The following is a 19,631-nucleotide window of genomic DNA, read 5'->3' on the forward strand; positions in this document are numbered from 1 at the left end:
TTAGAAATTAATTCAATAACCAAACTTCGCCCGATATTGAAAAAGTTTGGTTATGTATTGCTTGCTCTCTACTTCCAATATTCTACTCATAGATAACATGATATAAACAAAGATAAGTTTTTAAAGTTCTATATCCCATATTCCACATGTTTTTTGCAGCTCTATCAATGCACTGCCATATCCCTTAATAACTTCCAGATATTGCTCCTGTATTTCGTTATAAGTCCGTTGGGCAACCAATACTTCCAGAATACTGGTTTCGCCACGTTTGTATTTATATACCATGGCATCTAATAACTTTTGCGAATCGCTCAATAAACCATCGTTATATTGCCTTACTTGTTTTTGCATGGCTTCGTATCCGAAAAAAGCCTGAGCAACCTCTTTTTGTATTTGGAGTTCAACATTCTGGTATTCTGCTTTTGTTTTTTGTATAGCATATTCTGCTGACTTCACAGCTCCTTTATTTGTATTAGAAATCTTAAGAGGTATCGAAACCCCTGCTTTTATGGCATTAAATGCAGGGGTTGGTGCTATTTCGTTTCTTACCTCAGCATTCACCTCATATCCAACCAATAAGCCTAAATCAAGTTTTCTCTCAGCCCTTGTCAGTTTAAGTTGATTGGTTGCAACTTCCGAATTTTTAAGACTCGCAAGCAAATCAACTCTGTTTAACAATGCCTGATTTACCAAATCGGTAAGAGTATACTCTCTTCTGAAAAGCCCCCACTCTCCCACAGGCATATTGAGTTCATTCATGGATTTCCCCATAAATTGACGTAGGGTAACCAAAGATGATTTATATACTGCTTCCTGATTATATACTTCATTAAGAAGTGTTATCGATTCTAATTTAGATTGGCGGGCTTCGGTTTCATTTATTTCTCCCAGAGAAAAACGAATACTGTCCGATATGCTGAACTGTCTCATATATTCATAAGAGCTTTTTTTAACGCTCAACAGTTCTTTTTGCATCATTGCATCCAGAAAAGCATCTGCTGCTTCGGCTCGTAACTCCTGAAAAAAATTATCGACCATCAGACGTTCAAGATCAGCCTGGCTTTTAGCCAGGTTAATCCTTGCTCCACGTTTGTTTCCCAGTTCGAGCATATACGATAGCTCAAATGAAAATCCGTGCCCTAACTCATCTTTACTTTTTCCATTTTTAAATGCTTCGACCGATAATTCGGGATCGGGAAAAACCCGTTGACTCATTACCTCGGCATCGGCTATTTGTATATTATACTTTTCGGCAATATAACCCAGATTATTTTTTCCTACCTGATTCAGATATTCCTGAAAAGAAAGGGTTGCAAACTGAGGTTTATTGTTGATAATGTTGTCGTTTGCACATAGGTGCAATATGTTGGTAAGGAGAATAGTTCCTATTGCTATAATTTTCATTATAGTACTCAATGTATTATTTCTCATCATTTTCTTTTTTGTTATTACGTTCAACTCTAGCCTCTATCATATAATATAAGGCAGGTAATGCAAATAGTGTAATTATTGTCGAAAACATCAAACCATACACTATTACAGTGGCTAACGGGCGTTGCACATCTGATCCGATACCTGTTGCCAATGATGCAGGCAGAAGCCCTAAAATAGCCACAGTGGCTGTCATCAATATAGGTCGGAAACGATGACGTGCACCATCTTTTACGGCTTTCAATAAGTCCATACCATCTCTTCGCAATCCGTTCATATGCGACACCATAATGACTCCGTTTTGAATGGCAACCCCAAATAGGGCTATAAATCCGACTGCCGACGAAACATTGAGTGTCATGCCTCTTGCGTTGAGAGCAATCATACCTCCGAATAATGCTAAGGGTACAATACTTAATACCAATCCAGCCTGTCTAAATTTACCAAAGGCACAATATAATACCATAAACATAATCGCTAAAGCTAAAGGTACAATCATTCCTAAGCGGCTATAAGCACGATTTTGATTTTCAAATTGTCCCCCCCACTTGATATGGTATTTCTCGTGATCATACGTTATATTTTTCTCGATAGCTGATTGTGCCTCTTTGAGAAATGAAGAGAGGTCTCGTCCTCGTAGATTGAGCTTAACGGTCAAATGCCTTTTATTCATTTCCCGTGTAATGGTACTCTCCCCTGTACTTAACTTTATATCGGCCACTTGCGACAATGGAATTTTGGCTCCCGAAGCAGATGTTAACATCAAACCGGCTATTTTTTCGGGAGTATTTCGTGACTCTTCTTTATACTTGCATGTAATATCATATACTCTATCGTTTTGATATATTTGCGAAACTGCTTTTCCTCCGATAGCTACTTCTATCAGATTGCTAACATCCGAAACATTTAACCCGTAACGTGCAATGGCATCTCTGTTCATTTGGATTTGCAGCTGTGGCAGCGGAGGCTCTTGATCAATATCCAAGTCAACAGCACCTTTTACATCTTCTAAAGTAGACAGTACTTCGTTGGCAATACGGCGTGTTTCTTTAAAATCGTTTCCATACACTTTTACAACCAATTCGCTATGAGCCCCTGAGATTTTGTCCATCACGCCATCGATCATCGGCTGACTGAATCCGACTGTAAATCCGGGTAGCGATTGGTACTCTTTAGCCAGCTCATCTATAAGATCTGCTTTGGTTTTTCCGCTTAGCCATTCGCTATAGGGTTTAATCCCGACGGACACTTCGAAATGAGAAGGAGTAAAAGGGTCTGTTCCATCATCGTTTCGACCTGCTTGTACGGCAATATAAGTTACCTCCGGATATTTCATCGTCCGTTGGCGAAGTGTATCCGACATCTCTTTTGACTTCTCGATCGATATTCCCGGGGGAAGATTCACCTGTAACCAAATTGAGCCTTCATCTAATGTTGGTAAAAAATCTTTTCCGACCAATGCTGTTAAAATAACCGCTATACCAAATACAGTAATCACAGGAGCCACTACCCTTTTAGGTTTCTCCATAATACGATTTACTATATCCGAATATTTTTGAGTTAATTTCTCCAACCATTTATTGTGATATATTTTCTGTGGTTTACGATATAAGGCATATCCTAATCCCGGAATAAGGAATAAAGCCACAAGCAAAGCTCCCAACAAAGCATAGCTAACCGTAAATGCCATCGGTGTAAACAGTTTACTTTCTACCCTCTCGAATGCAAAAAGCGGCAAATAAGCTGTTATAATAATAATTGTAGAAAACAAAATGGGTGTGGCAACTTGTTTTACCCGTTTCGAGATCGAAAATTCTTCGAAAGGTTTATCAGGATGATCTTCTCGCTTCTTCAAGATGGTCTCCATCATTACAATTGCCCCATCTACTATAATACCGAAGTCAATAGCTCCCAGCGATAGTAAATTAGCAGGAATATTCGTCATATGCATTAAAATAAATGCAATCAGTAACGATACGGGAATTGTGATAGCTACCAACAATGCCCCCCTCCAGTTTCCTAAGAAAATAATAAGAACAATAATAACCAGAGCCATTCCCTCTATCAATGTACGTGATACTGTATGCAAAGTTGTATCAACCAAATCGGTACGATCAAGAAATGCATGTATATGTACTCCTTCGGGGAGCGTTTCGTTATTAAGCTCATCAACAGCTTTATTTATTCCTTCTAAAACAACTGATGGGTTTTGGTGCTTTAAGAGCAATACGATACCTTCGATACTTTCGGAGTATTCACGAGTTCGATCCGAATAACCTAATACTCCTTTTCTCTCAAGGTTACCGAATTTGATTTTACCGATGTCATTCAGAAAAACAGGAACTCCTTTTTCGGAACTTACTACAATTTTACCTAAATCGTCTAATGAGGTTACCTGACCTATTCCTCTCACCACATATCCCAGATCGCCTCTATTGAGAATACTACCTCCCACATTCGAGTTATTATTCTCGATAGCTTCAATTACATTGTCGAGCGACAAATGGTACTGCTCTAATTTTAAAGGATCTATTTCTACCTGATATTGGGTGGTTATACCTCCAAAATTACTTACATCGGCAACTCCCGAAACTTCTTTTATACGGGGAATTATCACCCAGTTTTGCAGATCGGTAATCTCTCTTAACGAGTGTTGATTGCTCTCAATAATATATCTGAATACCTCACCTGTAGGCGATGTCAAAGGGTCGAGTTCTGCCATTGCTCCATAAGGTAATTCGACTTCGTTTATTCGTTCCTGTACACGTTGACGGCTCCAATAATCTTCTATACCGTCTTCGAATACAATAGTTATCATCGACAAGCCGAATGTACTTTTGCTTCGCATGACATGCATACCGGGCAGTCCGTTCAAAGCCCGTTCGATAGGAATTGTTATTTGCTGCTCCACTTCTTCTGCTGCCAGTCCCGGAACTTGTGTTACCACTTGCGATGTCACGTCGGCAATATCGGGATAGGCTTCTATCGACAATTGCTTCCACGAATAGTATCCGAACAGGGATAGCAAAACAAACAGGGCTGCTATCAACCATCTTTTTTGAATGGTAAGTAGCATTATATCTTTTTTCATAATGGATATTTTGAATTATTATATGGACATATAGGAGAAAGGATATGATAACCTCACTGTTATCATATCTAAATTACTCACAATATATTATTTTACGATATTAAGGAATCAGACCTATTTTAAGTAATAGCCTCCCTCGCTGATTATTGTTTCCCCTTTTTTCAATCCTTTTGTTATAACCGCTTTCTCGTCTTTTACAACTTCGACTTCAACAGGGGTCTTTACATAAGTATCGGGGGCTATCTGAACAAATACATAGCTGTTTTTTTCGTCTTGCAATAATGCTTTCTCGGGAATTATAATACACTCGGCAGGTTTACCCCAAAAGTGGATAGTTGTATACATTCCCAACTTAAACTGATTGTCTTTATTATCGCATATTACCAATACCTTAACCGAGCGGGTTTCTTCGTCAACCGATTCGTCGATACGGTATACTTTACCTTTTACGGGTTCATTATCGGGGAATGCAGGAATATAAATATCCAGATCGTCTCCTTCATGAATAAAACGAATGTCTTTTTCCTTAACTTGTGCTACTACCCATACTTTACTGAGATCGGCAACTATGGCTGCCGATTCGGCGTCATCTTTAATATATTGCCCGGTAACCAAATTATTTTCGATTACTTTTCCCGATATAGGTGAACGAATAATCAAAGGTTGCCCTAATACCATACTCTCGGGTTTGACCTGAAATATTTTAATGGCTGCATAGGCATTTTCATATTCTTTCTCTGCAATTATCAAAGCATTGGATGCTTCTTCGAGTTCTTTTTGAGAAGCTACGCCATTTTTCAGCAGGTCTTGTTTTCTTTTCAAATCGTTTCGAGCCAAATCACGCTCCGATTGAGCCTGATAAAATTCTTTTTGGGCTACTGTAAAATCTGTCGAAATAATTTCGAATAGTGGTGTATTTTGTTGTACATGCTGCCCTAATTTTATATAGGTTTTTGTTACTCGTCCCGAAAAAGGTGGTGCAATGTAAGCAAACTGAGTAGGTATCGCCTGAACGGTTCCGGCAGTAACCACTTCTTTCGAAAATGTTTCTTCTTCGACAGCCGAAGTAGATATCTTACCCGGTAAGGGACTCTCATTATATATATGGACAGTATCTCCACTGATTTTATACGCATTGTTTTCTTGCTCCGAAGAGTTTTGCTTACAAGCAGTAAATAGTAGTGCCAATAAGCTTCCGTAAACTAAAATTCTCTTAGTCATAAGCTCTATTTTTTTATTCGGAAACAAAAGTACAGGCTTTGATTTCAAGACTCGGTCTGACTGCTATTAGAAAAGTATTAGAATTGATTTATGGATTCTAATACTTTTCTAATACTTTTTCGGCAAGGTCTAACAAGGCCTATCTCTACTTTTGTGCCACAATAAAGAGAATAGAGTATGATTTAAAAATCAGTTTAATCATGAAATTATTTAAATCCAAAAAGAAACGCAATATTGAATTCCAATTCAATAGCGAGAAACTTTTTTTAGCAGCCACACAAGACCCTAAGTATGTATATACTTTTCTGGAGTCTCGAAGAAAGGGGCTTTACAGTACTGAAGCTGCAGAAAGGATAAAAGAATTTGGAAAGAATGAGATAGTTAAGGAGAAAAGTAACCAATGGTTTATGTTACTCATCAAAGCTTTCATAAATCCGTTTATTGGAATTTTGATGTTTCTGGCGTTGGTGTCTATTATAATAGATGTTATTCTGGCAAATCCTAACGAACGCGAATGGATGACTGTAGTCATCATTACTACAATGGTAACATTGAGCGGAATATTAAGGTTTGTACAAGAATGGAAATCGAATAAAGCCAGCGAAGCTCTCAAGAAGATGGTAAACAATAAAGTTTCTGTTTTTCGGAAAGGAGCAGACACCATGATCGATATAAATATATCTGATCTTGTTCCGGGTGATGTTATCTTTCTGTCGGCCGGAGATATGATTCCTGCTGATATACGTATAACCGAAGCTAAGGATTTATTTGTGAGCCAATCGTCTCTTACAGGCGAATCGGATGCTGTTGAGAAAACCCCTACCCTTATAAAAGAAACACACAAAACAGGCAGTGTTATCGAACTGAACAATATCTGTTTTATGGGATCCAATGTTATTAGCGGATCGGCTCGTGCTGTGGTAATAACTACCGGAAACAGAACTTATTTGGGAACAATCGCTCAAAACGTTGCAGGTAAACGATCGCAAACCAGTTTCGATAAAGGTATAAATAATGTGAGCCTTTTGCTTATTCGTTTTATGCTTATTATGGTTCCCTTCGTATTTTTCATTAACGGGTTTACCAAAGGCGACTGGTTCGAGGCTTTTTTGTTTGCCATATCGGTGGCTGTAGGTCTTACTCCCGAAATGCTGCCTATGATAGTAACCTCTAATCTGGCAAAGGGGGCGGTTAAAATGTCGAAACATAAAACCATTGTAAAGAACTTAAACTCTATACAAAGTTTCGGTGAAATGAATATACTTTGTACCGATAAAACTGGTACTCTAACCAAGGATAAAATTGTACTCGAACGTTATCTGAATGTACATGGGGAAGATGATGAGCGTGTGCTGCGTCATGCTTATTTTAACAGCTTCTTTCAAACCGGATTGAAGAACTTGATGGATCAGGCAATTCTTTCGCACTCCAAAGAACTAGGTTTCCAGAATTTGGGTAGAGAATATAAAAAAGTAGATGAAATTCCCTTCGACTTCAATCGCCGCCGAATGTCTGTTGTTGTCGAAGATAAAGATGCTAAACGACAAATTATAACTAAAGGGGCAATAGAAGAAATAGTTTCGATTTGCCGGTTTGCAGAATTTGACGGGATACCCACTCTTATAACAAATGAGATCAGAAGAAACTTGTTAAATACAAGTATTGAACTGAATAAAAAAGGGATGCGTGTATTAGGTGTAGCTCAAAAGAGCTGGGTCGAAAAAAGTCATTTGTTTGATGTTGAAGACGAATCGGATATGGTGTTGATCGGATATTTAGCCTTCCTTGATCCTCCCAAGCCATCGGCAGCTACAGCGATAAAGGCTTTGGATGAACATGGGGTTGCAGTAAAGGTTCTTTCGGGAGATAACGAATTGGTTACAAAAACTGTTTGCGAACAAGTAGGTATTGATACTACCCACATACTGCTAGGGCATCAGATTGAGAAAATGAGCGAAGAACAACTGGAACAAGAAGTTGGCAGAACTACCATATTTGCAAAACTAACTCCTCTACAAAAGTCACGCATTGTAACTATCCTTCAAAATCAAGGTAATACTGTAGGGTTTCTGGGAGACGGAATAAATGATGCGGCAGCTCTTCGTCAAGCTGATATAGGTATATCGGTAGATACAGCGGTAGATATAGCCAAAGAATCGGCTGATATTATTTTACTCGAAAAAGATTTGATGGTATTGGAGAAAGGGGTTATCGAAGGACGTAAAATATTTGGCAATATAACCAAATACATCAAAATGACTGCCAGTTCTAATTTCGGAAATATGTTCAGTGTATTGGTAGCCAGTGCTTTTTTACCCTTCTTGCCTATGTTACCTATTCATATACTGATCCAAAACTTACTCTATGATATTTCTCAGACAACAATTCCTTTCGATAGTGTAGATAAAGAATATGTACAAAAGCCTCGTAAATGGGATGCTAGTGATTTGAAACGCTTCATGATGCATATAGGACCTATCAGCTCGATATTCGACATTGCAACTTATCTGGTAATGTGGTATGTATTTAAGTGTACAATGCCCGACAATCAGGCACTTTTCCAATCAGGCTGGTTTATCGAAGGACTTTTATCTCAAACTCTTATTGTACATATGATACGTACACGCAAGATACCATTTATCCAAAGCAGGGCATCACTTCCTGTTATGATAACTACTTTTTCGGTTATGATTATTGGCATTATTATTCCATTCTCAGGATTTGGGGCTTCCATCGGATTAGTACCATTACCCTGGTCTTACTTCCCTTGGTTGATCGGAATATTATTAGGTTATTGTTTCTTGACACAAATGGTGAAGAATTGGTATGTGAAACGTTTTCATAGGTGGTTATAAATTTAGCCTTCCGATTAACAAATATAAAGAGAGCTTTTTCAGGCTCTCTTTATATTTTGACATACTCCGTTTAATAAATTAATTTTCCTCTGTTATTTATGAACATTGTGCAGTATATCAGTGTTTAATCATTTAATATAAAAAAGCATCTGATGGAAATAACTCTTATATTTACCGGTGCACTTATCTTTTTTTCGCTAATATTTAACGCTCTCTTTGAGAAGACAAGAATACCGAATGTACTCTTTCTCCTCTTTGTGGGTTTACTTATAGGTCCCGTTTTCAACCTTGTCAGTCCTGATGATTTAGGCAGATTAGGTAAAGTCTTCACGACTATTACTCTTATTGTTATACTCTATGAAAGCGGAACACGGCTTCACTTAGGAGGAATAGGTAAAGCTATTGGTCCAGCAAGTCTACTTACTATTTTCAATTTTCTAATACCTGTTGCTGTAGGAATGGCAATCGGCTATTGGTGGATCGGATTAGAATTGCTTCCAAGTGCTTTTATGGGAGCAACTGTGGGTAGTATTTCTACTCCCATTATATTACCAATGCTAAAACAATTGAAGCTCGGAAAAAAAGCAGAAAGTGTAGTCTTTCTGGAGTGTGCGTTGAGTGATATTGTATGCTTGGTAGGGGCTTTGGCATTGTTAGATGCAATGGAAAGCGGTTCATTTAGTATTTCTTATACTATAAAATATATGGCTATTTCTTTACTCTTTGCGACTACTATAGGCGCTGTTGTCGGATATTTCTGGACGAGCATACGCCGATTAGTGGTAACAAAACTCAAAAATAGCATGTTCAGTTCTTTTGCTTTAGCGTTTATTATATATGGGGTTTGTGAGCTTATAGGGGTTAATGGGGGGATGGCTGTATTATCATTCGGATTTGTTTTGGGTAATATAGATGAACTTTCGAATGCTCTCGACAAAAGAATTCCGGATAAGAACTTTATCAAACGTAGAAAACCGATGTTATTGATGGAAGATGAAAAGAATTTCTATTCGGAGATTGTATTTATTTTCAAAACTTTCTTTTTTGTATATATAGGTATGAGTATCAGATTATCCGAATATGCTCATATCATTATGGGAATTATATTTATCGTAGTCATGTTTATTGTCCGCATACCATCCATTCTTTTATTCTGCAGAAACGGTTATTCTGCTAGGGATAAACGAATAATGAGCATTCTTAATCCAAAAGGATTGGTATCTGCCGTACTGGCATCACTTCCATTACAGCTGGCCGTAACGGAAGAGCAAATACGCACGGGCGAAGTAATTCAGAATATAGGCTATGCCAGTGTGATGTTCAGCATTATTATTTTCAGTTTATTAATCTTTCTTGTTGAGAAATTTGACAAGAAACCTAATTCTAATACAGAACCAAGCACGATTGATAATTAATATACATACAGTTACTTAGTCGCCTTTAGTTTTGGTATAATCTTTAGGTAAAATTTCAAATTGCTTATAAAAACATTTTGTGAAATAGGAGGGTGAATTAAATCCAACCATATAGCAGACTTCATTTACATGTGCAACGTCTTCTTTGAGTAAACGGGCTGCTTTTTTCAAGCGTTCGAGACGCAAAAACTCATTCGGACTAACACCCACAATTCCTTTGATTTTCCGATAGAAACTTGATCGGCTCATAAAAAAAGTATCTGCCATATCATCTATACTAAAATTAGGATTACTCAGGTTCGATTGAATTATCTCGTTTAATTTGGCCAGAAATTCTTCGTCAGGTTTTGTTATCGCCATTGTATCTGCTGCAACGAATGGCGATTTAGTAAAGGCTTCTCTTACTTTTTCTCTGTTCTGTAATAAATTTGCAACACTAGCCAAAAGATATTCATTCGAAAATGGCTTTTCGATATAAGCATCTGCACCTGTGTCCATTGCCTCGATCTTCGATTGCAAATTGGTTTTAGCAGTAAGCAATATAATAGGGACATGACTATAATTCAAGTCCGATTTTATAGCTCTACATAATTCGAAACCATCCATTTGCGGCATCATTATATCACTAATAATAAGGTTAACCGAGACATTGTCAAGAATCTCTAATGCTTTGACTCCATTCTCGGCAGTAATAACCTCATAATCATTAGACAATACTCTACTTACAAACAACAACATTTCGTGATTATCCTCAACAAACAATATGGATGGCAGATCACTCTTTACTCTATCGACCTTAGTATGAGCATGAACCGAAGAATTACCTGTAACTGTTGATCCTCCTGATATTTGAATCGTATTTTCTTGATGAACAGGAAGCGTCAGGTAAAAACTATTTATATTTAATTGTTCATCCATATATAACCGCCCTTTATGCAATTCGGCTAAAGATCTTGATAATGCTAAACCAATACCTGTTCCGACAGTGGTTTTCTGTGATTCGTTCTTGTTATATCTGACAAAAGGTTTAAAAATTTCTTCTCGCATCTCTTTAGGAACAACAGGCCCGTCATTCATAATATTAATATGAAAAACATCATCTTCGTCTTTATCAATTACAAGTGAGATATGTACATAAGTTTCCGAATATTTAAGTGCATTATTAAACAGATTACTTAATATCTTGGTAAATGCTTCTTTATCTACATGTGCAAAAAAATCATCCTGAGGAATATTTAGTTTAAAATCAAGCTCTTTCTGCTTTTCCAAAGGAATAAACCGTATAGATGTTTCTCTTAATATCTCCGAAATATTACATTCCACGAAATTCATATTAAGCCCTTGTATTTCTGTCTTTCTAAAATCAAGGAGCTGATTGGTAAGATTAAGCAAACGTGAAGTATTTTTACTCATGATATCGAGGTCCAGACTTGTTTCCTCATCCATATTTCCTTTCTTTATGATATTATCAAGAGGACCTTTTATCAGGGTCAAGGGTGTACGTATTTCGTGTGCTACATTTGTAAAAAATTCAATTTTTGTATTGTATAATTCTCTCTCCTTTTTCTGATTAAACAGATTGAGTAGACGACGTTGCTTTTGATTATTACGCTTTTTTATGTATCTTATAAATAAGAAAACAGATACGAGAATAATGAGTATATAAAGAATATATGCCCAAATAGATAAATAAAACGGAGGTAGTATTTTTATATACAGCTGAGTTTCTTTATTATTCCATATACCATCGCTATTCGACCCACGCACTTTAAAGACATAATCTCCATGCCCGATATTTGAATAGGTAATCAACGAACTTTCTGTAACAGGAAGCCACTCTTTGTCAAATCCTTCCAATTTATACATCAGCTTATTCATTTCGGGTGCTTGGTAACTCATGGCTGCAATACGCAGCGAGAAAGAATTTTGCTTGGAGGTCAGTTCTATAGAATCTGAAAATGTGATACTCTTTTTGAGAGGAGAATCGGGTTTTCCTACTTCCACTTTTTTATTGAATAACAAGAAATCGGTTATTACAACGGGCGGAATATATTTGTTTTCGGAAAAAGAATTCGGATTAAATGAAATAAGCCCATCTATACTTCCAAATAGCATAGTGCCGTCATCTGATTTAAAGCCCGACTTATAATTAAACTGATTGCTTAACAACCCATTGGCCACTGTAAAAACACGAATTGATTTATCTTCGGGATTAAATTTTACAAGCCCGTTATTTGTTGTTATCCAGAATAGTCCGTTATCATCTTCCAATATCTGAAAAACAACATCATTGGGCATCCCATTGTGAGAGTTGTATTGTATAAATGTTTCTTTTTCAGCATCAAACTGACAAAACCCACGCCCTTGTGTTGTCAGCCAGATTCGTTTTTTACTATCTTCGAAAATGCTCAGCACTTTATTATAGGGAAGACTGCTTTCATCTTTCTCATTATGCGTATAATGCGTCCATTTATTTCTATTGATATCGTATCTGAAAGCTCCATTAACATAAGTGGCTAACCATAAATTACCTTTTGAATCTTCTTTTATGTCATAAACAAATATATCTTTTAGTTCGGGAATCTCAGTAAACTCGTTGGTGCTTTTGTTATAGCGTAACAGTCCGAATAATGTACCTAAATATATGTCGCCCGTACGTGTTTTACATATGGTAAATACACTATTATCGTTAAGGGAGTTTTTATTATCTCCCTTGAAATAAGATTTTAGTATCTGATTTTGGGAATTAATAACCCTTACTCCCTTTGAGAAAGTCCCTACCCACAAGTTATCACCGTCCATACATAAGCCATGCACATTGGTGAAGTCTTTACTCGGAGCAAAAAACTCGAAAACATTTGTTTTTGTATTGAAATTATATAAGCCATTGTCTTCTGTACCTATCCACAATGTACCATCTGTGCTCTCACATATTTCCCGAACACGGCGTCCCTGCAAATCAGTATTTCTACCCGTGGGATAATACTTTTTGAAATAGGTGTATTGCTTAGGTAAATAATTAATACCATCAAAATAAGTACCGATCCACAGTCCTTCTTCCCTATCAACAAACAAACTATACACAGCGTTATCCGATAAAGAGTAAGTGTCATAAGCCGAGCTACGAAGATGTGTGCTTTTGTCCGTTTTAAAATTATAGATATAGATTCCTGATTCTGTTCCGATCCACAATTCATTATCCAGATAAGGAACAAAATCCCTCACAAATACAAGTTCTTCTGACTTATCGGATAAAGATAAATTCCGAATTTTGTGAGTTGATAGGTCTACCTCTTTCATCCCGCTTTTTTCGGAACCAACATATAAACAATTATAAGGCCCGAGATATGTTTTAGAGATAACCTCATCTTTGAACAGATCTTCCCCATCTTCCCCCTTAAGAGGGTGCAAAGTCTTTAGATTATCTTTCGAGAAAAATAAACCTCCTTCATAAAAGGAAACCCATATTGTTCCTGTTTTATCGATATTAAAGCTTCTGATATTGCTTTTTTTCAATTGATAATTGGTAAAACTTTGTGTCTGTGAATTGTAACAATACAGCCCTTGCATTTCGGCTACAATCCAGATATTACCTTCTTTATCTCCCGATATTATTGTCACCGTTTTCTCTACAATGCTTCCATCGCTGGCTTTTAGTGTAAATGGTTTGAAAATTTCTTCTTTCGGATAATAAATATAAATTCCGGCATCCGTACCTACCCATATATTACCCTCGCTATCTTCGAATAAGGTTGTGACAAAACTATTTCCTAAACTATTTCCTTTTTTAGGAGTATACTTAAATATCTGGAAAGACTGACCATCGAACCGATTGAGTCCATCCTTAGTCCCAAACCACATAAAGCCTTTACGATCTTGTATAATGGCATTGACTGTATTCTGAGATAAGCCATGTGTTATATTAAGCCTTTTAAAATAGTAGTTATCCTTGTTTTGAAAAGAGTAGCTTTTATTATAAAAACTACTTAACAAAATGAAGATAAGAAGTACACCTGTTTTTTTCATATTGGTTATTCGAAATATTCTGATATAGGGCAGATCTTCGTATCTGCCCTTACAACCCACAATATAATAATAAATGTTCTACGTCACTTTAGTGTTGGTATACTATATTCGGGGTTGATTTTCATTTTATCAACACCATTTTCATGCTGAAAATATACATCACTTATATACATCGCTCTGGGATGAATATTACTTTTATCACGATGTGCATGAAATACAATACGCAGATTACCTTCCTTATCGGTAAATGTAGCACTATGCCCTACCCCAACTAAGTCGCCCGGCTTTTGAAGCAATGGATTCTCCTCGTATTTTGTCCACTCATCCATAATATTATCGGTGGTGGCACAACCAATTCCATAAAAAGGGCTTTCGTAGCTATTTGCAGAATAAGTCATATAATACAAACCATTTCTTTTTATTACAAACGGACCTTCGTTTACCCTGGGCCATACTTCTTCCCACGATTGTGAAACATGTATACAAGGATGCATGGTATCTTCTTTAATAGATAACAAATCATCTGTCAGTTCAGCCACCCAGATATTTAGTCCGTCATTAAACCGGTCGAAAAACAGGTAAGCCTTGCCATCATCATCTATAAATAATGAGTTATCTATTGCTTTTTCAGTTGCCAGCATCGGTTTCTTATTTTCTTGTTTAAAAGGACCTAGAGGTGAATCGGATACAGCTACTGCAATATGTTCATCTGCCGAAAAATACATATAGAACTTACCGTTTACATGGTATACTTCGGGTGCCCAGAACCAGCGGCTTGCCCATGTATCGTTCTTCTGCAAAGCTAACTTGTTTTCTTTCTTCCATTTATTCAGGTCGTCTGAAGTATAAACTTCGATACCATCCTCCGCATTGGTTCCGTATGCATAATAAGTATTGTTATACAGCAATATAAATGGATCACCCAGAGGAACTAAGGTTGTTTTAGGTTCTTCTATTGGCACATCTGCTTGAGTACTCTGACACCCGGTGATAAACAGAGCAATAATGCAAAATAATAAAAAATTGTATCTATTCATTTGATTCTGTTTTTTATCTTAAAATATAAGAGAGTCAAGTTTTTATATTTAGCGTCTCTTATATATAGCTTTGTTATTCGGGAATATCGTACCTCATAATTCCATTATAGGTAGGCAAAGAATTTTCTGAAAACAAACCTACTTGAGCAGGAGTTGAAAAAGTTTTCACACGACAAATCTCTTTTCCATCTACAAAAATAAGTAAGGAATCTTTCAGCTTCACACATCTTAGATTGTATGAATCTTTAAATTGCTCTTTTACTCGAATTTTATATACATAAGAGTTCAGGTCGGTAGCCTCTTTATTGATAAAACGCAAACCCTCAGCTTTAACTTTGTCGAAAGACATTTGATTATAAGCAGCATGTTCGGCTACTCCATTTTCTGCATTGGTGAATGAATGCCACTCTCCATCTTTAAGGTATTCGGCAGATACTTTATCAAACATATTATCTATAAAAACATTTTCATTGTAAAAAGCCTGTCTGCTTAATTGAATTGCATCTATCCATGTAGGGGTTGCAAATGAATATCCTTTTTCAATGAAATCTGTATATTTAATGTCTGCGTAATGAGTTTGCCACTTATCAAGAGCATAGTCGTTTTGTAGTACGATTTTACCCTTAATAACCCTTGTTACAACGAGCTTTTGACGATTGTAATCGAATACCACTTTTACATAATTATCCTTATCAATAAAGACAGGGTATATACCTGCCATTCCATTATCCGAAGAATTGGTTATTTGCGTCGAAAATTCATATTGAGAAAGAAAATCTCCTTTAAAAGCTTGAAATTTAGCATCTATAACTTCCAATCCTTTTTCTGAAACATTGTATTTACCAAGAGCTTTTTCACCTGATTGTGAATATTTCCATGAGACAATATTAGCATCAAATTCATCCCATCCAATTGTATATATTAATCCATCGAAAGACGATTTACCTTTTTCTGAAAACAAACCGGGAACTCCTTTATCTGATATGGTTGTTTTAATAATAGGCAACTCAGGTGCGGGAATTTCATCTATATTTATCGAGAATGTTTGATTATTTCGCTGTACAGTAATTGTATGATACACCCCAAACTTAAAATCAATAGGTAATAAATAAGTCTTAGTATCTATCAATCCATTCGTGTTCATTTGATAATACCAACTCTTAGTAGATGAATCAAGTCCTATTTTCAGCCAATTGTCTTTATCTTTCCACCATCCAATTACTCCTGCTTTATCAGTTGTATTTATGCCTGCTTCGAAATAATAATCGGTTGCTTCGAAATTCTTTTCTAATATAGCGGTTTGTGAAATTTGATCATTAGCGGTGAATTCTCCATTTGTTACAAGCCATTGTTTATCCGAGATCACCCATTTATTTTTTGATTGATTATCATCATCAAATGTATCACCATAAGTGGGTTTTGTTGGTTCTGGAAAATAGCCATTCGTATTTGAACTTGTTATACGGTCAGAGTGCATTGTTTTATCAAAGAAATGTATTCGGTTGACATATTGGCTGCGGATTTCCTTATTCTTATTCGCCATATAAATCAGCCACCATTCGAAACCGTTTAATCCTCTTAAGATATTAGGTTGTCCGGGAGAGAAAAGAATATCGTCTGCTTTATCTTTTTTCATGTCAAAAAGCGAAACATTTACATAGTTCTCTTTTCCTGCTTTGCTTTCAACAGCCAGACAGTTATCTCCATCTTTTAATGCAGACTTTTCTTTTGCTGATAGATTAATCATCCTATAATCAACACCGGATTTATCATATATCAAATTACCATTCAAATATATTTTTGTATCACCATCGTGAGTTACACGCAGTGCCAGATTACCTATATCCGATTTTTTGACTGTAAATGATTTCCTTAAGTAAATCGTTTCGGTATTCCATACAGTACCTTGTTTGCGAGCAGTAGAGCCTTCGATTTTCTCAGAAGCAAAACCACCTTTTCCTTTTTGCCATGAAGAATCATTGAACGAAGGAGATTTCCAATCTCCTTGAGGGGATGTAGTTGTGTAAGAAAAGAGAGGATTATACGTTTTATTGAATTGAAGCAAATCTACATACTCCTCATCTACCTTGGTTTGGTTAGACATTAGTAACGGATACGGATACTTTGTTCCGTGATTAAACGAGGTAGGCGAATCGGCTTCGGCTACTCCCAATTGATAATTTCCCCATTCGGTAGCCGTATGATTGGCATTATACATCATATAATAGCGATTGCGGTATTTCATCACCCAAGGTCCTTCGGCAACCCGGTTATCCATTGTTTCCCATGTTTGGGGCAAGGATGCAAACTGATAAATGGGTGCTCCACTAAAGGTAGACGGATCTTTCATCAGACGAACCCAAATCGTATTGCCATCGGTAAAGCGAACCATATACATATACAGTTTTCCATCATCGTCTTTAAATACTTTCGGATCGATTCTGTTATCCATCCAAGTATTTTTCACAGGCTCTATGTATGGACCTAAAATATCATTGGCTGCGGCATGTGCTATATGTACAATGTGTTTATCTTTTCCCCAATAATTGACTGACCAATACAAATGGAATTTACCATTCAGATAAAGCATGTCGTTTGCATGAATCTGATCGTTTCCAGCACCCGTTCCTTTTGTCCATTCATTATTCATATCCATAACATGAACAGGTCCTGTCCAATTCACCAAATCATCGGATATATAATAACTGCCATGGGTAAAAACACCGCCAATGTAATATTTTCCATTGTATTTTATGGCACCTGCATCGGCTACATGTGGTAATACCGGATTTTGAATGTTTTGTGAAAAAAGCGAACTCATTTCTACAAAAAACAAGAGAGTAATTAATAGTATGTATCGTTTAAATAGTTCATATTTATTCATAACTCTGCTTTGATTTCTAAGGTCAATAAACCTGATAACAGACAGCTATCAGGTTTATCGAATCTATTTTGAAAAGTATTAAGGTCTCAGACCTTTTTATGTTGCTTAATAATTGACATTCTGTGTCAATTGTCCCTCACTGTTATCGACCTCTATTTGAGGAATCGGTAAGCGGTTATGTTTACCACTGACAAAATTATTGAAGTCTTCGTCACGACTCTTAAGTTCTGTCAATCCTGCCTGATTATCCAGCAATCCCCAACGTTTAAGGTCAGCCCATCTCCATCCTTCGAAGCAAAGTTCAAGTGATCTTTCCATTTGCAAACGTTTCATAAAGCTTTCTTTCGAATTAAGAGAACTTGCATAAATACTGTTTGCGAGTTTAGACAGTCCTACTCTGGTTCTTACTTTATCTACATACACTGCCGCCTGAGTTGTGCTTCCTCCTGTTTCGACAATACATTCGGCATAGTTAAGAAGAATATCGGCATAACGCATAATTCTATAGTTATTCGGTGCAAAGTAATCTTCTTTGTCTCGGAAATAAGCAGTATTGTATTTACGTATGTAACAAGAGCTGCCCCACCCTTTTTCGTCCCATTGGGTAGTTGCATTTACCGAATAATACATTGGATTACCATTGGGGAAATCTTTTATAAAATCACGATAAAGAACACTGTTATATAAACGAAGATCATTGGCTCCATCGGTACGTTTTTCTTTCAGGAACTCATCAACCAACCATCTTCTGGCTTTTCCGTCTGCCCAACCAATACCTTCGGGTGCGTAAAACTGGGTGCGTTGAAATCCGGTTGCCATACTGGCATCATTTCCTGTTCCGCCTTTATTGGTATCATCAAACTGAATTTCGAATATACCTTCTTTATTATTTTCATCCAAATGAGTAAAGTTGTTTACCCAATTATCAATCAGACCATATAGAGAGCCTTCTTTATTGATAAGCCATTCGAATTCGGACTTTGCCAAATCATATTTTTTTTGTTGTAAATAAGATTTTCCGAGTAGTGCTTTTGCTGCTCCAAATGTTGCTCTTCCGACATTAGCTTCATCCCATTTTTCAGGTAAAGCATTGTCGGTAATTGCCGATTTCAAATCGGCTTCTATCTGAGCCCATATTTGTTCTTGACTCGCCTCCACCGGTACATAGTTTGCATCTGTAGGCTCTAAAATAAGAGGGCCTTTTTCCCACAAAAGATTAATTTGAAAATACCACAATGCACGCAAGAAATGAGCTTGTCCCAATATACGTGCTTTCTTTTCGGCATCCATTTCTATATTTGGTACATATTTCAAAACCTGATTACAACGAAATATAGCCATATAGAAATGTTCCCAATGTACATTATTTCCTTCGTAAAAGTTATAATTTGTATATGAAAATTTAGTCCAGTTGGCAAGCTCTATCCACGGGGAATTACTGACTCCTTCGTCCGAAGCTAAATCGTATCTGAAAGAGAGCCAACGCATCCATGCTCCTTCTTTATAAAAAGCACTGTAGCAAGCATTTATTCCTGCCTGAGCGTCATCTGCTGTTTTCCAAAAGGTAACCGTAGTACCTTGGTTTGGATTATCTATGTCTAAAAGACTTGAGTCGCATGCTGTAAATCCCAGCATGGCTCCGATTAGTAATATATATAATTTTTTCATCTT

Annotated in this window: 9 protein-coding genes; 2 read left to right on the forward strand and 7 right to left on the reverse strand. The window is 36.7% G+C overall.

Annotation, left to right across the window (positions count from 1 at the left end; translation table 11 throughout):
* Positions 1–120 precede the first annotated feature (120 nt).
* From G7051_RS00695 to G7051_RS00705, 3 genes are all read right to left on the reverse strand, one after another.
* Positions 121–1,434, reverse strand: coding sequence for a TolC family protein (locus G7051_RS00695; protein ID WP_255493290.1), 1,314 nt, complete (start codon positions 1,432–1,434; stop codon positions 121–123).
* On the reverse strand, positions 1,421–4,522 hold the full coding sequence (locus tag G7051_RS00700; RefSeq protein WP_166197742.1) for an efflux RND transporter permease subunit: 3,102 nt from the start codon (positions 4,520–4,522) through the stop codon (positions 1,421–1,423). Before G7051_RS00700 ends, G7051_RS00695 begins: the two co-directional genes overlap by 14 nt.
* 114 nt (positions 4,523–4,636) lie before the next feature.
* Complete coding sequence (locus tag G7051_RS00705) at positions 4,637–5,743, reverse strand: efflux RND transporter periplasmic adaptor subunit (protein WP_166197744.1); 1,107 nt, start codon at positions 5,741–5,743, stop codon at positions 4,637–4,639.
* A 200-nt stretch (positions 5,744–5,943) separates the two neighbouring features.
* On the opposite strand from G7051_RS00705, the gene mgtA reads away from it, so the two are divergent.
* Both mgtA and G7051_RS00715 read left to right on the forward strand, forming a co-directional pair.
* The gene (gene mgtA / locus G7051_RS00710) at positions 5,944–8,598 is read left to right on the forward strand and encodes a magnesium-translocating P-type ATPase (protein WP_166197746.1); all 2,655 of its coding nucleotides are present in this window, start codon (positions 5,944–5,946) and stop codon (positions 8,596–8,598) included.
* A gap of 152 nt (positions 8,599–8,750) precedes the next feature.
* A complete protein-coding gene (locus tag G7051_RS00715) occupies positions 8,751–10,013 on the forward strand; it encodes a sodium:proton antiporter (protein ID WP_166197748.1) in 1,263 nt (420 codons plus the stop codon).
* A gap of 15 nt (positions 10,014–10,028) precedes the next feature.
* On the opposite strand, the gene G7051_RS00720 is transcribed toward G7051_RS00715, so the two are convergent.
* The 4 genes from G7051_RS00720 to G7051_RS00735 all read right to left on the reverse strand — a co-directional run bounded on the left by G7051_RS00720 (position 10,029) and on the right by G7051_RS00735 (position 19,628).
* Entirely contained in the window at positions 10,029–14,039 is a 4,011-nt protein-coding gene (locus tag G7051_RS00720) for a two-component regulator propeller domain-containing protein (RefSeq protein ID WP_166197750.1), read from the reverse strand.
* 83 nt (positions 14,040–14,122) lie between these two features.
* Entirely contained in the window at positions 14,123–15,076 is a 954-nt protein-coding gene (locus tag G7051_RS00725) for a glycoside hydrolase family 43 protein (protein ID WP_166197752.1), read from the reverse strand.
* 73 nt (positions 15,077–15,149) lie between these two features.
* Positions 15,150–17,960 (reverse strand): family 43 glycosylhydrolase, encoded by a 2,811-nt coding sequence (locus tag G7051_RS00730; protein WP_166197754.1) that lies wholly within the window; start codon positions 17,958–17,960, stop codon positions 15,150–15,152.
* Between the two features lie 105 nt (positions 17,961–18,065).
* Positions 18,066–19,628 carry a RagB/SusD family nutrient uptake outer membrane protein gene (locus G7051_RS00735; protein WP_166197756.1) on the reverse strand — a complete coding sequence of 521 codons (1,563 nt, stop codon included), beginning with the start codon at positions 19,626–19,628 and terminating at the stop codon, positions 18,066–18,068.
* Positions 19,629–19,631: the final 3 nt, after the last annotated feature.

Source organism: Dysgonomonas sp. HDW5B (genome assembly GCF_011299335.1).
Lineage (GTDB): Bacteria > Bacteroidota > Bacteroidia > Bacteroidales > Dysgonomonadaceae > Dysgonomonas_A.

What these genes read in the sequence shown, in the direction of transcription:
- G7051_RS00720 (WP_166197750.1), bottom strand. Translation starts at nt 14,039, where the DNA reads ATGAAAAAAACAGGTGTACTTCTTATCTTCATTTTGTTAAGTAGTTTT.
- mgtA (WP_166197746.1), top strand. Translation starts at nt 5,944, where the DNA reads ATGAAATTATTTAAATCCAAAAAGAAACGCAATATTGAATTCCAATTC.
- G7051_RS00700 (WP_166197742.1), bottom strand. Translation starts at nt 4,522, where the DNA reads ATGAAAAAAGATATAATGCTACTTACCATTCAAAAAAGATGGTTGATA.
- G7051_RS00730 (WP_166197754.1), bottom strand. Translation starts at nt 17,960, where the DNA reads ATGAATAAATATGAACTATTTAAACGATACATACTATTAATTACTCTC.
- G7051_RS00695 (WP_255493290.1), bottom strand. Translation starts at nt 1,434, where the DNA reads ATGATGAGAAATAATACATTGAGTACTATAATGAAAATTATAGCAATA.
- G7051_RS00705 (WP_166197744.1), bottom strand. Translation starts at nt 5,743, where the DNA reads ATGACTAAGAGAATTTTAGTTTACGGAAGCTTATTGGCACTACTATTT.
- G7051_RS00735 (WP_166197756.1), bottom strand. Translation starts at nt 19,628, where the DNA reads ATGAAAAAATTATATATATTACTAATCGGAGCCATGCTGGGATTTACA.
- G7051_RS00715 (WP_166197748.1), top strand. Translation starts at nt 8,751, where the DNA reads ATGGAAATAACTCTTATATTTACCGGTGCACTTATCTTTTTTTCGCTA.
- G7051_RS00725 (WP_166197752.1), bottom strand. Translation starts at nt 15,076, where the DNA reads ATGAATAGATACAATTTTTTATTATTTTGCATTATTGCTCTGTTTATC.